The following is a 16,458-nucleotide window of genomic DNA, read 5'->3' as shown; positions in this document are numbered from 1 at the left end:
ATTAGTACTCCAGCAGCGTTTCGCTATCTGGCCTGGTCAGAGGCATCGTCGGGAGTGTAGTTGGCTGCTGGCAGTCAGGGGCGGTCTTGGCGGACTGCCCCTCCAGCGAATGACATCGTCGTCGGTAGTGACAGTGCCGGGCCACGGCCTGACGCCTTCGCCGCCATCGCGACCAACTCAGCGCATGGATGCGAAGTGGCGGGCGGGGCCGGTGTGCGGGGCCAGTTGCCAGGAGCCGGCGGACTTCTGCCACGGTGAGCGGAACCAGGGTGGAACCGTTTCTGCATCCCCCTTTGCCGCCGCCTGGGCTGCCGTGGCCGCGAGAAAGGCATGCGCGAGCATGGCCAGGGTGATGTGCCTCATCCAGCCGACGTAGCGGCGGACTTCGTACTGGTCCAGGCCGCATTCGTTCTTCGCGGCCTGAAAGCATTCCTCGATCGCCCACCGGCGCCCGGCAACGCGCACGAGGCGGTCGACGTCGGTTCCCGTCGGCGCGTATGCGAGGTAGTAGGCGATCTGGTCGGGTCTGTTGATACTGCGCCGGGCCAGCGCCCAGCGGTGATGGGTGGGCCACTCACCGTCGAAGTCCTCGATCACCGGGAGCTGGACGGCCGCCCAGTCATAGACGCGCGGGCCCTTGGCGCCGTCGCCGCACGAACGTTGCTCCCAAGCCTCGTTTGGCGCCTGGCCGAAGAGATACTCGATCCGGCCGAAGCCGGGCACTGGCTGGGACTTCGGGACGGCGAGCACGTAGCCGACTGCGGCTTCTTCCAGCATCCGGCGAAAGCGCCACTCCTGGCCGTAGGCGGCATCCGCGGTCACCCATGCGATCGGCAGCGGGGAGGAGAGTGCGCGCAGCACCATGGCCCTGGCCAGTTCTGGTTTGGTGGCGAAGACCCTCTCATCAGGGATTTTGGCGGCGCGGCAGCGTTCGCGGTCGTCCGTCCAGGACTTGGGCAGATATAGCTCGCGGTCCACCAGGGCGCGTGCGCCGGTGGTGGCGTAGGCGGCGAAGACGCCGATCTGACAGTTCTCGGTGCGGCCGGCGGTGCCGGAGTACTGGCGCTGCACCCCCGCGGAGGTGGTGCCCTTCTTGACGAAGCCGGTGTCGTCGAGGATGAGGACTCCGTCGGCCTCGCCGAGCTTGTCGGCGACGTATGTCTGCAGGTCGTCGCGGACGTCGTCGGCGTTCCAAGTGGCTCTGTTCAGTAACCGCTGCAGGCCGTCGGGGGTGCGGTGGCCTGCGTGTTCGGCCAGTTGCCAGCCGTTCTTGCGACCGACCGGGCCGAGTAGGGCGCGGACGTAGTCACGCATGCGGCGTCGCAGGTCGGCACGGCCGAAACGGTGGCCGATGCGCAGGAACAGGTCGTCGAGTTCACGGTCCCAGGTCGCGTCGGCAGGGTCGTCGATCACGCGGGGAGGCTGCCCTCATCACCGCATAATCAGTTCTCGATGTCATTCGTTGGAGGGGCAGTCCGCCAAGACCGCCCCTGACTGCCAGCAGCCAACTACACTCCCGACGATGCCTCTGACCAGGCCAGATAGCGAAACGCTGCTGGAGTATTAGTACTGCAGTGGGACTTCACCGTTCCCGCTGGTCAGAGGCGTAGTTTCGAGCCTAGCGGGGTGACGGCTCATCAGGAGGCGGTTCGCGCAAGCCGGTCGGTTCGGCGGGCGAGGGCGCGCACGATTGGGTCATGATGGCGGACTTCGTCACGGGGCCGTGGACGGCCGAGCTGGAGGAGTTGTTCCTGCGGGTGGGGAGCCGATTCGGCCGGGTCGAGGTGCGGCGCCGCATGCGGGATTACGTGCGGGGCCTGCTGGGCCCGGTCGGCCGCAAGAACAGCTGGCAGCTGGCCGAGTACGCCGGCCACACCGGCCCGTACGGGCTGCAGCACCTGCTGTCCTGGAGCCGCTGGGATGTCGATGGGCTCCGCGACGACCTGCAGGACTATGTGGCCGAGCGGCTCGGCATGCCGGACGGCGTGCTGATCGTGGACGACACCGGCTTCGTCAAGAAGGGCCGCGTCTCCGCCGGGGTGCAGCGGCAGTATTCCGGCACGGCCGGGCGGACCGAGAACTGCCAGATCGGCGTTTTCGCCGCCTACGCCTCGTCCCGCGGACGGGCGCTGGTGGACCGGGAGCTGTATCTGCCGAAGTCCTGGACCGATGATGCCGCACGATGCCGGGCGGCCCGCGTTCCCGCCGAGCGTGGTTTTGCGACCAAGCCGGAGCTGGCCCGCACCTTGGTGCTACGGGCACTGGCCTCCTCGCTGCCGATCGCCTGGGTGACCGCAGACAGCGCCTACGGGCAGGACTGGACCTTCCGCCGGATGCTGGAGGAAGCCGGAGTCGGCTACGTCCTGGCGGTGCCGAAATCCCAGCAGATCAAGTCACTGGCCGGGATCTGGCGGATCGACCAGCTTATCGCCGACGCCCCCAACGATGCTTGGCAGGTGCTGTCCTGCGGCGACGGCGCCAAAGGGCCGCGCACCTATAACTGGGCCGTCGCCCGGCTGCCCGTCAACATCGTCTTCGACCCGGATCCACCCACGCACCATCGCTGGGTGATGGCCCGCCGCAGCCTGGCCCGGCCCGACGAACTCGCCTACTACCTGGCCTATGCACCCAGCGGGACCACGATCGAGCAGCTGGTGCGCATCGCCGGTACCCGCTGGGCCATCGAGGCGTGCTTCCAGGCCGCCAAGGGCGAGTGCGGCCTGGACCAGTACGAGGTCCGCCGGTATCCCGGCTGGTATCGGCACATCACCCTGGCCATGCTCGCGCACGCCTTCCTCGCCGCCGTGGCTGCGGCCGCGGTCGAAAGGGGGGCAGCAGAAACGACACAGCCGGCCTGGCCCCGCTCACCGTGGCAGAAATCCGGCGTCTGCTGGCAGCTGTCTGCCCCTGGCCCGCGTACCGTCGCGCCGGTGCACTGAGCTGGTCCCACTGGCGCAGACGCCACCAGGCCGTTGCCCGTGCCTGCCACTACCGCCGGCGCCCCGCGCCTGAAGGCTGCTTGCGCGAACCGCCTCCTGATGAGCCGTCACCCCGCTAGGCTCGAAACTACGCCTCTGACCAGCGGGAACGGTGAAGTCCCACTGCAGTATTAGACCGTATCCTACGTGGTGAGGCGGACGTTGAGCCGTACATGGGGCGGGGTACGTGGAGTTGGATTGTTCCGGACGGCTTGTGGGAGATCGCGAGGCCGCTGATCCCGCCGTCGAAGGTGCGTCCGCAAGGCGGCGGAACGCAGGACACGCCTAATGAGACGCTGTTCGCGGCCATCATCTACGTCCTGGTCAGCGGCTGCGCCTGGCGGCAACTGCCGCCCTGCTTCGGCATATCGAAGGTCGACGGCTCATCGCCGGTTTCTGATCTGGTCGAGAGCCGGTGTGTGGGGTCGCCTGCACGAGGCCGTGCTGCATCAACTGGACGACGCCGGCCACATCGACGTCACCCGCGTCGTCCTCGACACCGCCCACGTCAGGGCTAAAAGGGGGCGAACACACAGGTCCGAGCCCCGTGGACCGGGGTAAGCCGGGTTCCAAGGTGCACATCCTGTCAGACGCGAACGGACTGCCCCTCCTTGTCGGTGTCTCGGCCGGCAACACCCACGACAGTGAAGGACTGAAACCCATGATCGAGGGTCACCAAACGAGACACGACCCTCACAAAGGCCAGTACTTCAGCCTCAGCGCTTGCACGCGGACAAAGCCTAAGACCGTGCCGACCTGCGCAGATGGCTCCGGTGGAAACGCATCGGCGTCCGCATCGCTCGCAAAAAAGGGATCGAGTCCAGCGAACGATTAGGACGACGCCGCTGGGTCATCGAGCGGACCATGTCCTGCCTCTCCGGCTATCGCAGACTCAGCCCCCGCTACGAACGAAATCCCAGCAACCACCCTTTCTCGGCCTCGCCGCCGCCCTGTGCTGCTACAAGCGCCTCGTCCGCCTCACCACGTAGGACACGGTCTTAAGCGCCAAGCCGCCCCTGGCAAGTTCCATGACCTCGCTGACCTCTTCGTCAAGGACACGCGTCCAGCTCCGACCGCCCGGCGTGGCAAGACATAATCGTCGTTGCTCTGGCCTCTTGGACCCGCCAACGCGGGCCCTGGCGCGCGAAGTTCTGCTTCTAACCCGGGCATTGCCACGTTCACTTGACATGGAAGGAGTAACAACTCCTCATGTGGACAGGCATGTTGGATGGTCAAATTGGTGACGGCCAGATCAACGCAGTCTATTGATGGGAGTCATGTAATGCTCACGCGACTTCGAAAAACTGGAGTTGCCCTGAGCGGGGTCGCCCTCGCCCTTGGCATGTCACTCGCTGGAGCCTCGCCAGCCTCGGCAGACATTAACGGGGCATATCTTGAATCCCCGCACTATTCGTGCACCTTCAGTGGGATTACCTACGATTCCGTTGGGACTACGGGTTACCGGGCCTGGGGGCACGAATGTCACTCCAAGAGTAATCTCTTCTCCGGTCGTGTTCGACTTGCGACAAGCTGCTCATGGGGATTCACCTATCGCTCAGCTTGGGTGTATGTCAACTCCAATAGTAGGGCGAACCTTCTTAGCCCCTCGGACTCTGAGTCTGGGTGCTTGTGGGGAGTTTCCACCGCTTGGCTTGAGGAAGGCTGATCAAGGGTGATGACGGGCCGTCGGATCGTCCGGCGGCCCATTCAGCATATCCGCCGGTGACGACTGGCTCGCCTACCAGACTATTCCTGAATTCCCGGGCACCACGGAGTCAACGGTGTTGAAGCAACCCCAGTCTTGGTCCAGTTGGGGATAGTCCGGGCGAAGCCGGGGCCCCTATCGGCGATGACTCGAGGAAGCCTGGTGCGTGGAGAAAATCTGGCAAGCAGGATGCTGGGGTGGCTGGGCTGCTTCCAATGGCTAGAGGTTGTCCTGTAACTGGTGTGGCAGTTGGTGCGTTGGCTTGGTATGGGTGGGGTGATCTCAACAGATGATCCGAAGTGGAGCGAGCCGTTCTCCGGGCTGACCGAGGTGCAGTTCGCCAGGCTGGTGGCACTGGTACGGCGCCGTGGCGGCAACGTCCAACGAGGCCGTCCCTGGCGATGCCGCTGGAGGACCGGGTACTGCTGGTGGCTACGTACTGGTGCAAGAATCTCACCTTGCGGCAGGTGGCGCCGCTGTTCGGCGTCTCGAAGTCCGCGGCCGACCGCATCCTCGATCACCTTGCACCCCTGTTGGCCATCTCGCCGGCGCCGGCCGCGCAAGGACACCGTCTACATCGTCGACGGCACCCTGGTGCCCACCCGGGACGGCGCCATCGCCGCCTCCAACAAGAACTACCGGTACTCGCACAACCTGCAGGTCGTCATCGACGCCAACAGCCGCCTGGTCGTGGCGATCGGGCTTCCCCTGCCCGGCAGCCGCAACGACTCCCCGGGCCTTCACCGAGTCCGATGTCGAGCGGGCCTGCCGCGGAGCCCCGGTCATTGCCGACGGCGGCTGCCAAGGCACCGGCCTGCTCATCCCGCACCGCAAACGACGAGGTCAGACGCATCTGTAGCTCGCAACAAGAAGCGGAGAACACCGTCCACGGCCGAGCCCGGGCCGGGTGGAACACGCCCTGTCCCGGCTGAAGAACTGGAAGATTCTGCGCGACTGCCGGCTCAAGGGCAGCGGCGTTCACCAGGCCATGCTCCGCATCGCCCGGCTACACAGCATGGCCCTCACCGGATAACTCACACCCCATACGGGACAGCCTCTAGCTGGGCTGGGGATGAGGCGGCGGGACGCAGCTCGACGTAGCTGCCTCCCCGGCTGGGACGGTACAGGGCGGGAGTCGGCGAACGGCACGAAGCCGCGCTCGGCCCAGCGTCGCGCGCGTCAGGAGGCGCGGGGCGGCCCGTTGAGGCCGCAGCGAGGCCGTTCTCCGCAGGTTCGGGCTCGGGCGTCATCGTGCGTCTACCTCCGGAGTGGATTGGCCGGCCCGCCACTCGCGGAGGTCGGGGATGTGTTGAGCGTGCCAGGGCTGGCCCGAGAAGTTCGGCGATCGAGGTGATCGAGTGCTCGGGGTTGGGCAGCAGGAGGCGTGCGGCGCCAGGGCGCCTGCGGCAGCGCTGCGTGCTGACCTCGGGCCCCTGTGGACAGCCCGCCCCGCCCCTGGAACTGGCTGGCTACCGGTCGACCCTCCCCTTGGGTGAGCAATAGTCGCTGAGTTCCCGGCCTCGTCCACGGTCGACCGGCTTTCTTGAGAGTGCCTGTACCAGGACCCGTTACCTCGTCCGGGTGACGGGAGCCGGTTCTGACCCAACCTCGCCCCGAGTACGCAAGCCTCATTGCTGACGGGATTCCTTCAGTCTGGGTGAAGTCGAGGAGGCGTGGGTTGGCTCTGGCCGTCGTACGCGACCTGCGCGAGTACCGGGCCCCGGCGAGCGAGGAGGAACTCGACCAATTCGAGACCGATGTACTGGCGGGGTTCGTACTCGCGCGGGCGTCGGCCGGGCTGGTCGACAGCACGATCCGCAACGACACCAACCACCTGGACCTGATTCGGGACTGGTTCGTCCGCCTGCTGTGGGACATGGAGCCGGCCGACGCGGACGTGTACTTCGGCAAGGTGCTCCGCGACGCCAAGCCCTCGACCCGGACCGGCCGGGCGGGGGCGCTGGCGGTGTTCTTCCAGTTCCTTGAGCTGCGGCACAAGGTCGAACTGCACAACCTCACCGGCCGTGTGGTCGAGTGCCCGCTGGACGAGATGAACCGGCCGCGGGCCTCGGTGGAACCGCAGCTGCGCATCCCGCCCAGCGAGGCGGAGATCGAGGAACTGTTCGCCGGATGGCGCGAGGAACTCATCTCCTGCCGCAAGTTCGGCCCGGCCGCCCGCAACTACGCGGTCGCCCGGCTGGCAGCCGATGTGGGGCTGCGGATCAACGAGGCACGACTGCTCGACCTGGATGACGTCCGGTGGGAGCTGGGCCGGTTCGGCAAGCTCAACGTCCGCCATGGCAAGGGCTCCCGGCGACGGGGACCGAAGCCTCGGCTGGTGCCGTCATCTGTGTGGTGCTCGGCTGCGGCGTCGAAGAGCTCCTGCTGCCGGAGCCGGAGAGGGTGCCGGAGTCGACGCCAGCGACCGATGAGCAGACCGTCGCCGTGGGCCAGCCCCGCTCCGTCACCCCGCGTCCTCGCGCGGGCAGGTCCCTGCCGCCCCAATGAGCTGCGTGCACTGTGGCAAGCCGCTGCCCGAGGGATCGCGGCGAGACCGGGCTTACTGCGACAACAAGTGTCGGGGCCTGGCCTCCTACTATCGGCGCAAGTCCGGTGTCCCGCCCCCGCCGCGCTGGCAACATCCGGCCCTGACCTCCGACAATCCCGCGCTCCGGTCGGCCGCGGCCCACGCCCAACAGCTCGGCGAGACCAACGGCTGGTCACCGTCCCTCGTCCGGTGCGCGATGGACGGCCTGATGGCCGTGCTGGAGGACCGCCCGCCCGGCGAGCCCGTGAGGATCACCGAAATCCGTACGCGAATACCGCGGCACGCTTCCAGCTACCGGGTCGCCGAGGTACTCGCCGATCTGGACCTACTGGACGACGACAGCGCGTTGACGATCCGCTCCTGGGTCGACCACCGCACCAGCGAACTGCCCGCCGACTTCGCGAGCGACGTCCGGGCCTGGCTACTGGTCCTGCTCGACGGTGACAGCCGTGCCAGGCCTCGGTCACACACCTGCCTATACGTCTACTTCGGGCGCGTCAGGCCCCTGCTGGAGAACTGGGCGGCCACTCGCGGGCACCTGCGTGAGATAACCGTTGCCGACGTCACCACCGCCTTGGCTCCGTTGCGCGGATGGCAGCGGCGCAACGCCATCTCCGGACTGCGCTCGCTGTTCCGCTTCGCCAAGAAGCGCGGCCTGATCTTCGCCAATCCCACTACCCGGCTCAAGGCCGAAGAGATCGAGCGCAACCTGCTGCCGATGACCGACGCCGAAGTGCTCGCCGTCGAACGGACCGCCGTCACCCCGGCACAACGACTGATCGTCGCCCTGGCCGCCGTCCACGCCGCCCGCGCCACGGCCATCCGACACCTCACCCTGAACGACCTCGACCTGCCCAACCACCGCATCGCCATCGCCGGGCACGCTCAACGACTCGGCGAACTACCCCACCAGACCCTGCTGGCCTGGCTCGACGAACGTCGCACCCTCTGGCCGAAGACCCCCAACCGGCACGTGCTCATCAACGCGAAGACCGCCCTGGGGACCAGGCCCGTCAGTGCCGAATACCTCAAGCGGCACCTCCTGCACCAGGGCATCTACCTCGAACGCATCCGCGGCGACCGGGTACTGCACGAAGCGCTGACCGTCGGCGCCGACCCGCTGCACCTCGCCCTGGTCTTCAACCTGTCCCACACCACCGCGAGCCGCTACGCGACCATCGCCCAGGACCTGCTCGACGACCAGATCGAGCAGGCCGCCGAGAGCCAATGAGTTTCCTGCCGATACAACGGCGACGAACCCACCGCACTTTCGAGCCCGTCGGCAGAAGACGCCGAGGGTTCCCGGTCAAAATCCCTCAGTCACGCTGAACTCACGGCCGGCGTGCCAGTAAGAACTGTGTCACCAGCGGCGAACAAGCGGTCAGCGCTTGATAACTGGGGCCTCCTTCAGCCGGTGAGGCATGGCACGGTCTTTTGGTCGTAGCATGTCAACCGTGAACTGCAGCCCTGGCTGAGTGCCTCGATCTGAAGTCCGCGGGTCATTCGTGTGCCGATCCGGGCTCATTCTGGGCACGTGATTTGTGGTGGCTGGTCCGGCAAGTACACCGCGTATTCCTGCGAGTTGAGGTCGCGGCCGACAGCGCGGCAGATCTTGCTGATCGCTGCGGTGGGGGGCGGGTAGGGCGACGTCCCAGCGGCGTACGGTGTGGTCGGCGCTGCCGGTGACCAGGGTGCGCCCGTCCGGGCTGAACACCACCGAGCCCGGCTCGCCGGTGTATCTGCCGGCCGCGCTTCCGCGGCTGCGGCCGGTGGTGGTGTCCCGCCTTCGGCGTCAGCTGGCAGAAGCGGGACATCGGCTTCCCTGCGTCTTTCAGCGCAATGGTGCAGGACACCAAGAAGGACGGCCGCCGTGCCAAGATTTTCGCGGGCTACGACTACTGGACCGGTAGCCAGTGGCAGTGGACCACGCGCACTGCAGCAACCGCCAACGGCGGTCACGGTTCCAAAGACTGGAACAAGCAGACCGCCAGGCTGCCAGTGAAGGACTTCGTGTTCAAGGTCTGCACTTACGACAGCAGCGGCATGCGCACCTGCAGCGGCTGGTTCTGAGGTAAGACGCCATCCGCTCACCGGTCACGGGCGGCCTGGTCGAACAGGGTTCCTCATCGGGTGATCGTGTGAGTGCCGGCTCAGACAGCAGGGCCTGTTGGTCGCTCTCGCGTGCCAGGAGGCCGGGGTGCCCGCCTGCCGCTGTCCGGGGACCGTCTGCCGGATGCCTCCCAGGTCCTGGCTGGCCTCGCGCGCACGCTGGGAGCTGGAGAGTCGGGGCCAGGGTCGGGTCCCGGCCTTCGGTCTGCACATGTCCACGGCCGACGCCCCGGACGCCGTGATCGACCGGGGACACCAAGGGCGGCTTCCGGCGGCCCGGAATGCCGCGTCCCTGCCGTCTCACACCCTGAGCGCGGCTGTTTCTATTTGATTCCATACAGTTCACTCCGTGAGTCACTCACTGTGAGGGATATCAGCGTGAGTTGACCTATGCGTCCAGGGCTTTCCCTCCAAGGCGAGCGGGGGAAGGTTCATGGGCGCCGGCCGCCTGCGTCGTTGTGGAGACCCTGACGTTGTCACGAATGCCCGGGACGGCCACCTCACCCCGAAAGCGCTCACATCCCCGCCCGTCAGCCCCGAGGTTCCTGCTCGTGCCTCCGCCCTTCCGCCGCCTCGGCCTTGCCCAGCTTGTCGGCGATCCCACCGCGAGGTCCTGCGCCGCGTTGGGAGGAATCGGCGAAGTGCCGGACCATGTCGTCAAGAGGGTCGCCCCGGAAGTTCGGACATCAGGAGTGCCTTGCCGTGCATGTCCTAACGAGTTGGGGAGCGATTGCGGTCGGCTTGCAGCAGTTACTGCGATCTCGTATATTCCGAAATCGTGACTTCATCTTCCGTGTCTCCGTACGGTTCGGCGCTGCTGGCACTGCAGCGCGCTACTCATGCCACACTGCAGATCCTCATGGCCGAGCTGGTTGACCTCGATCTGACCGCTTCTGAGATCAACGCCCTGGCCATCCTGGCGGGCGGCCAGGGCCGGACCATCTCCGAGCTCGGCGCCGCGGCCGGCACCCGCCCGACCACGCTGACCAGCGTGTTGGACCGGCTGGAGCGCCGTGGCCACATCACGCGCGGCACCCGTCCGGGAGACCGTCGTGTCGTCGTCATCGAGCTGACCTCCTCCGGCCACCTGGCAGCCGACACTATCCGACAGACCCTGGCCGCCGTAGAAGCCCGCGCGCTCGACGGCGTGCCCGCCGAGGCCGTCGCCGGCTTCCACACCGTCCTGCGTGCCTTGGCCGAGGTATCCCCATGACGAAGACCGAACCCGAGGCGCCCGAGAGCACCCGTGTCTTCGATGAGCTGCTGGCCGAGGTAACGACATCCGCGGGCACCTTCGGCCACCGCGAGCACGTCCACCTCACCTGGCTGGCGGTGCACCGCGTCGGCATGCCCGCGGCCATCGCCCTGATCAGCGACGGCATCCAGCGCACCGCACGCTACGCGGGGGCACCCCAGAAGTACCACGTCACAGTCAGCCGAGCCTGGGTGGAGCTGATAGCCCATCACACCACGGCGCACGGACAGCCGGACTTCGCCGCCTTCACCGAACGACATCCCGCGCTGCTCGACAAGCGCCTACTCACCCGCTTCTACCGCTCCGCGACACTGGCCGGCACGCAGGCCCGCACCAGCTGGGTTGAACCCGACCTCGCTCCCTTTCCCTGGACCGCCCCCAACCAACAGCGGCCCCAAGAGCGGAAGACAACCCGCTTCACGAGTGGGCCCCGCCAAGAACCAAACGCACGAGGCGAGTTGTGAGTCCAGCCTGGACCCGCGCGGCCCTGTCCCACCCCGCTCTGTCCGGCATCTCCCGCGCTCACCTCGACGCCTTACTCGAAGAGCTCGCGCCGAAGTGGGGCGCGGCACGTGAGTCGGCCCTGCGCGAACGCCGTGGCTGGGACCGGCGGCGGGCCGTCGGCACGGGCCCCCGCCACCAGCTGGTATTGGCCGACCGGCCGCTGATTACCCTGGTCCACCAGCGTCACCAGCTGCCGCACGCAGCTTTGGCCGAGTTCTATGGGGTGGACCGCTCCACCGTTTCCGCCGCAATCCGCGAAGTCAAGCCGCTGCTGGCCGCACACGGCTTCGCCGTTCCCGACCAGCCGGGGCTGCAGCTGCGAACCCTGGAGGACCTGTTCGCCTACGCCAGGGCCGAGGGTGTCGGCCTGCGGATCAACGGCACCGATGTGCAGGTATGGCCCCCCCGCGCCGGCCGCCCTGGCCGACGGGCTTTCGTGTCCGGCCAGAGGAAGCAGAACACCATCAAGACCACCACCTTCAGCGACTGGCAGGGACGCACCCTGTTCTCCGGCGTGATCCGCCCGGGCCGAATGCACGATCAGACCGCCATGCGCACCGAGGGCATCGCCGAGCAGTTCCACCAGTACCCGAAGGTGAAGGCCGAGGTCGACGAGGGCTATCGGGGCCTGGCCAACGAGTTCCCCAGCCAGGTGACCGCCCCGCCGAGGAAGCCCAAGATGGACGCCCCGCTCGGCGATCAGTACGGCTGGCGCGAGGCCCGTCGCCGCCAGTCCTCCCGCCGGATCTGCGTCGAGCACACCAACGCCGAGTACAAGCAGTGGCGGCCCCTTCAGCGGTACACCGGCCGCCGAGAGACCTACCCCGAAACCCAACTGGCTGTCGCCGGGCTGGTCTCCGACAGATCCGCCCTCCGGGTCACCCGACGCAAGACCAGTACCGAACTGGTGCTCGCCAAGCCGACTGCAGGCTGACCATCCATCAGCCAAAAGCGCAGGCCAGCATGCTTGACGTCAATCGCTCCCCAACTCGTAAGTGCCCGAAGGGGTCGAGGGTGTTCCTCATCTCCCCGGCGGCGGCGTGGGTGAGGTAGCTGTAGATGCGGTAGGCCTGGCCGCCTGTCTGCGGCGGCCAGGCTGCGGGCCTGGTGGCACGGGGCTTACTCCAGCGGGAGTGTCGCTGCATCCCGCGCCAGCGACGACGTCTTGCGCTGCTTCAGCTTCGGGTGGCCCAGCAACAGCGTCAGGGTCCAGGTGGGAGGGAGGTAGCCGCCGGAGCGGTCGGTGAGGAAGTCGGCATTCTTGATCCTTCGCGGACGAGCGCCCTGCGTCCTCTCCAGCAGTCCGCTGGCCAACAGTTCATCTGCCAGTTCCTCAAGCCGGCCCTCGTAATCGGCATACAGCGCCTTACCGGCCTGCTGTACTGCCTCGTGGGCTTCGCCGACCACTTCGCGGATGCGGAAGGAGTGGTGGTCGTCGTCGTCTGGTTGCGGGAAGAGGCGCTCGGCCAGGGCTCGGCGGGCGCCGGCGGACGTGGTCGAGCGGAACTCCGGCAGGTCCTTCAGGTGGGCGACCATCGCCGCCTGGCGTTCTGTTTCCGCCGCCAAGTCGGTGGATCCTCGCGCTTTTCCTCCTCGGCCTGCCGCTGCCCTGCTTCGAAGTCATTCCACGCCTCTCTGAGTTCGTCGTACCAGGACGCGGTCGTCGACCAGATGTGCGCCACCGCGCCGTGGACAAAGCACACCTCGAGGCCGGCGACCTTGCCGTGGTGCGGCCGCGCCGTGGCCCGGATGGCACGCAGATTTTGACCCGCGGCCTCGTCCAGCACCTCTGGATCGTCCACCGCCGGCCAGTCAGCGAAGTCCGCCGTACCCTGGTCGGGCTGCTCGCCAACTCGCTGTTCGGCTGGACCTGGGCCGACCCGATCGCCGCCCTGGTGATCGCCGCCGCAGTCAAGGAGGTCCGGAAGGCGTGGCGGTGACAGCTGCTGTGCGGCGGCTGAAAGCTCTCGGAAAGACATCGCCCGCCCCGCAAACAACCATGGCCGATCCCCTCTTCGCCACCGGAACGAGTTGATCGCTCATGCGGAAGCGTTCTCATCTGCGCCGGCCGGATACAGTCCAAGGATTTCCAGAAGCAGCAGGCAGTCTTCTCGTCCTCGTGCGTAAGCGGCGATCAGCTTTCGAGCGGATTGTCGTGCCACCTCCGGATTCTCGTCGATAGTGAGATTCTGGATACTGCGGAAAAGATCACTCTTGCAAGAAGACATAAAGGATCACCTTGAGCGGTCACTAGGGTCTTCAGCTGGCCCTCCAAATACGCTTACTCGAGCTCACCTGAAGAACTTCCATACCTTCAGACGGCAAAAACGAAATCGACAGAAAAGTGAAGTCCGGGAGTTCTCCCGATTGACGGTCCTCCGTTTGAAAAAGGCTCTGGCCGCAGCGCGCCCTTTGAACGGTGCTGCAAAGCTCCCGTCGGCACCGGTATACGGTAGTTCCCAAATGTATACCCTGTTCGCAAGGCTTGCGCTTGAGAAAAAACTACTTAACGGACGACGCCCGTCCGGTGTCGGTATTCCTGAGGGAGCAGAACGAAGGGCATTTACACCTAATAGGGTCGTTCTATTCCCCTTCCAGCAAGAGAGCCCAGTGTGGATGGCTTGGACGGTTCTGCTGATACGGTGGGTTGACCAGCCTGCCCGCGTAGGATCCGCCAGGGCTTCAGCTCTGCGAAGGCGCGTTCGCCGAGGGCTCGGAGAGGGGCGTGGCCGCGGTTGAACTGCTGGTAGTGGGCGGGCTGTTCGCGGTGCTGGTACGGGGTGCGGACCATGGCGCCGGCACCCTGGTAGCCGCGATCGGCCAGATCAGGATCTGCCGGGTGAGGCAGGTCTGGATGATGCCGTGTGCGCGGGCTGCGGTCAGCTCATGGGTACAGCCCGGTGTGACGCGGGAGAACCACAGGAGTGTGCCGTCCGGCGTATGATGACCTGGACGTTCATGCCGTGTTTCCTGTCTTTATGTACAGCTCGTCTGCGGCGATGCGGTCGGTCGGGTTGAGGGTGCCGTCGACGATGACGAAGTCTCCTCAGCTCGAACCAGCGCCTCCTGCAGACCCGGTGCCCAGGAGGCGAGCACCTCGAGGGTCTCGGTAATCTGCACGGTCGGCGGGTAGGTCACGTTCCCGATCCTCAGGTTGAGCGAGTCTAGGGCAGGTCGTGATCAAGGGGTCAGGTCGTAGTCTGCTGGTCGGGGTGGGATAGAGACGCTGGTGCTCGCGGGCGGTTTGGAAGGCCAGTAGGCGTCGAGGTCGCCGTTGGTGGTCACGGTGCGGAGGATGAGGACTGCTTCGGCGCGTGAAGGCCCCAGCGGGCGCCAGTGATGTCGAGGCGGTCGGCGATCAGGTCACGGCAGGCGCCCATCCCGTCACTCGTGCCGGTTACTCGCCGTTCCCTGGCGGTGTGTGCCGGGTCTGGTTGCCGGGGTCGAAAGGCGGCCGGGCCGCGATGCGCGCGCGGTCGGCCTCGGATCCGTAGTGGAGATCGATCCGCCGGGCGGCCGCTGCCCACTCGGGCATCGTCCGCACAGGTGCGAGCGTCTTCACCACGAAATCCGAGCCCACGCGATCGCGGGCGCGGGCCCACAGCGTCTCGGCGGGTTCGTCCAGGAGGCAGCCGATCGTGCCCTCGTACATGGCCATCGCCCGAACGCGGCCGTCCGGCTCGACCTGCATGAGACCGCTCAGCGCGTATCCGCGGGCGACCAGGTCGGGATGCATCTGGAGGGCGCGTCCGTCGAAGGTCTGCACAGAGACTGCGGGCGGCAGGAGACGGGTGAGGCGCGCGCGCAGGTCCGGCCCGGTGAGTTCGTCCAGCTGGCTGTCGGTCAGCAGTTCGTGGCGCACGTAGCTCTCCCGGTTCGCCAGGCCGCCGGGGACCGCTGCTCCGAAGGAGACGAAGCCCAGGTGGGGGAACCGGCTGGCGACATCCCGGCACAATGCCTCCATGTCGTCGAAGTTGCTGCGCACAAGGGTGCAGTCGATACTGAAGGGCACCGGCGCGCCCTCGCTGCGCCGGGCCGCCTCATCGAGCAATCCCAGTGCGTGGACGGCCCGGTCGAAGGAACCGGTGCGGCCCCGGATGCGGTCGTGCACCGCCGCCGTGGCGCCGTCGAGGCTGACGTGGACACGGAAGAAGGCTCCGAGTATGTCGTCGAGCAGTTCCCGGGCGAGGAGCCATCCGCTGGTGAACAGACCGACGTCGATGCCAGCGTCGCGAAACCTCCGCGCCAGCATGTGGACGTCCTTGACGAGCAGGGGCTCGCCTCCGCTGAACTGCACTGCCCGCGGTCCCAGCGCGATCAGCGCATCGGCCACCTTCTCGCGGTCCGTGCGGGACAGCTGGCGCGTGGGGCGTCGCCCCGACTCGGAGTAGCAGTGCGTGCAGCGCAGGGGGCACGCGTAGGTTAGGTCCCAGTTCACTTCCTGGGGTCGGTTCATGGGGATGCTCCTAGGGCCCGTCTTCAAACGGATCTTGCCCAGAGCAGGAATGACGCGAGTGTGACCGCCGCTTCGTAGGAGGTGGCGGTCTTCTCGTATCTGGTGGCGATGCCGCGGATGCCTTTGAGCCGGTTGAAGCAGCGCTCAATCATGTTGCGTCGGCGGTAGGTCTCCCGGTCGAATCCTGGCGGTCTGCCGCTGCGGCGGCCGCGGTTGTGTCGGTGCCGTCGCTGGTCGATCTTCTCGGGGATGACATGCGCAATGCCACGTTTACGCAGGTAGGCGCGGAAGCCGCGGGAGCTGTAGGCCTTGTCTGCAACGACCTGGTCGGGCTTGCAGCGCGGTCGGCCCAGGCCGATGCGAGGGACGCGGATCCGTTCCAGCAGTGGGTGTGCGCAGATGCTGTCGTGACGTTGGCCCGGTGTCAGGAGGATGGCGAGCGGGCGTCCTTTGCCGTCGCAGGCGAGGTGGATTTTGGTGGTCAGTCCTCCTCGGGATCGGCCGAGGGCGTGATCGTCCGGTTCGTCCGCCCGCTGCTGCCCCCTTTTCGGCCGGTGGTGGCTGCGTGCTGGTGGGCGCGGACGACGGTGGAGTCGATCTGGACCAGCCAGTCGATGTCGCCGACTGCGTCGGCCTGGGCCTGGATCTGCTGCAGGGCCCGGGTGAACACACCGTCCAGGGCGTAGCGGCGGAAGCGGGTGTACACCGTCTTCCACGGGCCGTAACGGGCCGGCAGGTCGCGCCAGGAGATCCCGGTGCGGATCTTGTACACCATGCCGTTGACGATCTTCCGGTCCTCGACGCGAGGTCGGCCCGTCACGGCTCGCGGTATGAGTGGAGCGAGTAACTCCCACTCACGGTCGGTGAGTTCATGGCGGCGCATCACACCCACCATGATCCATT

Annotated in this window: 12 protein-coding genes and 4 pseudogenes; 9 read left to right on the top strand and 7 right to left on the bottom strand. The window is 66.8% G+C overall.

The genetic code is table 11. From position 1 onward, the window contains the following. Window positions 1-177: 177 nt before the first annotated feature. On the bottom strand, window positions 178-1,410 hold the full coding sequence (locus ACQEV2_RS41525) for an IS701 family transposase (RefSeq protein ID WP_433055220.1): 1,233 nt from the start codon (window positions 1,408-1,410) through the stop codon (window positions 178-180). Between the two features lie 287 nt (window positions 1,411-1,697). On the opposite strand from ACQEV2_RS41525, the gene ACQEV2_RS41520 reads away from it, so the two are divergent. The 3 genes and pseudogenes from ACQEV2_RS41520 to ACQEV2_RS41510 all read left to right on the top strand — a co-directional run bounded on the left by ACQEV2_RS41520 (window position 1,698) and on the right by ACQEV2_RS41510 (window position 5,716). Further along, window positions 1,698-2,939 carry an IS701 family transposase gene (locus ACQEV2_RS41520; protein ID WP_433054061.1) on the top strand — a complete coding sequence of 414 codons (1,242 nt, stop codon included), beginning with the start codon at window positions 1,698-1,700 and terminating at the stop codon, window positions 2,937-2,939. A 212-nt stretch (window positions 2,940-3,151) separates the two neighbouring features. Then, a pseudogene (locus tag ACQEV2_RS41515) lies at window positions 3,152-3,967 on the top strand (IS5 family transposase). Between the two features lie 983 nt (window positions 3,968-4,950). Beyond that, window positions 4,951-5,716, top strand: a pseudogene (locus tag ACQEV2_RS41510) (transposase). 615 nt (window positions 5,717-6,331) lie between these two features. On the opposite strand, the gene ACQEV2_RS41505 reads toward ACQEV2_RS41510, so the two are convergent. Continuing rightward, window positions 6,332-6,982 (bottom strand): hypothetical protein, encoded by a 651-nt coding sequence (locus tag ACQEV2_RS41505; RefSeq protein ID WP_433054058.1) that lies wholly within the window; start codon window positions 6,980-6,982, stop codon window positions 6,332-6,334. A gap of 214 nt (window positions 6,983-7,196) precedes the next feature. Between ACQEV2_RS41505 and ACQEV2_RS41500 the strand changes: the two genes are divergently transcribed. Further along, window positions 7,197-8,462, top strand: coding sequence for a hypothetical protein (locus ACQEV2_RS41500; RefSeq protein ID WP_433054055.1), 1,266 nt, complete (start codon window positions 7,197-7,199; stop codon window positions 8,460-8,462). Between the two features lie 150 nt (window positions 8,463-8,612). Here the strand turns inward: ACQEV2_RS41500 and ACQEV2_RS41495 are convergent, their stop codons facing one another. Further along, a complete protein-coding gene (locus tag ACQEV2_RS41495; RefSeq protein ID WP_433055218.1) occupies window positions 8,613-8,945 on the bottom strand; it encodes a hypothetical protein in 333 nt (110 codons plus the stop codon). Window positions 8,946-9,070: 125 nt separating this feature from the next. Here ACQEV2_RS41495 and ACQEV2_RS41490 point away from each other — a divergent pair, with 125 nt between their 5' ends. The 4 genes from ACQEV2_RS41490 (at window position 9,071) to ACQEV2_RS41475 (ending at window position 12,033) form a co-directional block, all read left to right on the top strand. Continuing rightward, window positions 9,071-9,301 carry a hypothetical protein gene (locus tag ACQEV2_RS41490; RefSeq protein WP_433054052.1) on the top strand — a complete coding sequence of 77 codons (231 nt, stop codon included), beginning with the start codon at window positions 9,071-9,073 and terminating at the stop codon, window positions 9,299-9,301. 817 nt (window positions 9,302-10,118) lie between these two features. After that, entirely contained in the window at window positions 10,119-10,553 is a 435-nt protein-coding gene (locus ACQEV2_RS41485; RefSeq protein ID WP_433054049.1) for a MarR family winged helix-turn-helix transcriptional regulator, read from the top strand. After that, a complete protein-coding gene (locus ACQEV2_RS41480) occupies window positions 10,550-11,059 on the top strand; it encodes a hypothetical protein (protein ID WP_433054046.1) in 510 nt (169 codons plus the stop codon). The genes ACQEV2_RS41485 and ACQEV2_RS41480 overlap by 4 nt, the downstream gene beginning before the upstream one ends. Then, the gene (locus ACQEV2_RS41475) at window positions 11,056-12,033 is read left to right on the top strand and encodes a transposase family protein (protein ID WP_433054043.1); all 978 of its coding nucleotides are present in this window, start codon (window positions 11,056-11,058) and stop codon (window positions 12,031-12,033) included. Before ACQEV2_RS41480 ends, ACQEV2_RS41475 begins: the two co-directional genes overlap by 4 nt. Window positions 12,034-12,218: 185 nt before the next feature. Here the strand turns inward: ACQEV2_RS41475 and ACQEV2_RS41470 are convergent, their stop codons facing one another. After that, window positions 12,219-12,665 (bottom strand): hypothetical protein, encoded by a 447-nt coding sequence (locus tag ACQEV2_RS41470; RefSeq protein ID WP_433054040.1) that lies wholly within the window; start codon window positions 12,663-12,665, stop codon window positions 12,219-12,221. Window positions 12,666-12,931: 266 nt separating this feature from the next. Here ACQEV2_RS41470 and ACQEV2_RS41465 point away from each other — a divergent pair. Beyond that, window positions 12,932-13,226, top strand: a pseudogene (locus tag ACQEV2_RS41465) (hypothetical protein); the annotation flags it as partial. Between the two features lie 470 nt (window positions 13,227-13,696). Here the strand turns inward: ACQEV2_RS41465 and ACQEV2_RS41460 are convergent. The 3 genes and pseudogenes from ACQEV2_RS41460 to ACQEV2_RS41450 form a co-directional block, all read right to left on the bottom strand. Continuing rightward, window positions 13,697-14,213 (bottom strand): annotated as a pseudogene (locus tag ACQEV2_RS41460) (transposase family protein); the annotation flags it as partial. 283 nt (window positions 14,214-14,496) lie between these two features. Then, a complete protein-coding gene (locus ACQEV2_RS41455) occupies window positions 14,497-15,555 on the bottom strand; it encodes a radical SAM protein (protein ID WP_433054037.1) in 1,059 nt (352 codons plus the stop codon). Window positions 15,556-15,578: 23 nt separating this feature from the next. After that, a protein-coding gene (locus ACQEV2_RS41450; RefSeq protein WP_433055216.1) for an IS5 family transposase occupies window positions 15,579-16,438 on the bottom strand; the annotation gives its coding sequence in 2 pieces (ribosomal slippage) (window positions 15,579-16,085 and window positions 16,088-16,438; 858 coding nt in all). Between the last annotated feature and the right edge of the window lie 20 nt (window positions 16,439-16,458).

The organism is Streptomyces sp. CA-251387, from assembly GCF_050936625.1.
Lineage (GTDB): Bacteria > Actinomycetota > Actinomycetes > Streptomycetales > Streptomycetaceae > Streptomyces.
This window is presented reverse-complemented; position numbering and strand designations above follow the sequence as displayed.

Coding starts and splice junctions, on each gene's coding strand:
- ACQEV2_RS41520 (WP_433054061.1), top strand. CDS start 1,698: ATGATGGCGGACTTCGTCACGGGGCCGTGGACGGCCGAGCTGGAGGAG.
- ACQEV2_RS41455 (WP_433054037.1), bottom strand. CDS start 15,555: ATGAACCGACCCCAGGAAGTGAACTGGGACCTAACCTACGCGTGCCCC.
- ACQEV2_RS41480 (WP_433054046.1), top strand. CDS start 10,550: ATGACGAAGACCGAACCCGAGGCGCCCGAGAGCACCCGTGTCTTCGAT.
- ACQEV2_RS41490 (WP_433054052.1), top strand. CDS start 9,071: ATGGTGCAGGACACCAAGAAGGACGGCCGCCGTGCCAAGATTTTCGCG.
- ACQEV2_RS41505 (WP_433054058.1), bottom strand. CDS start 6,982: ATGGCGGACGTTGAGCTTGCCGAACCGGCCCAGCTCCCACCGGACGTC.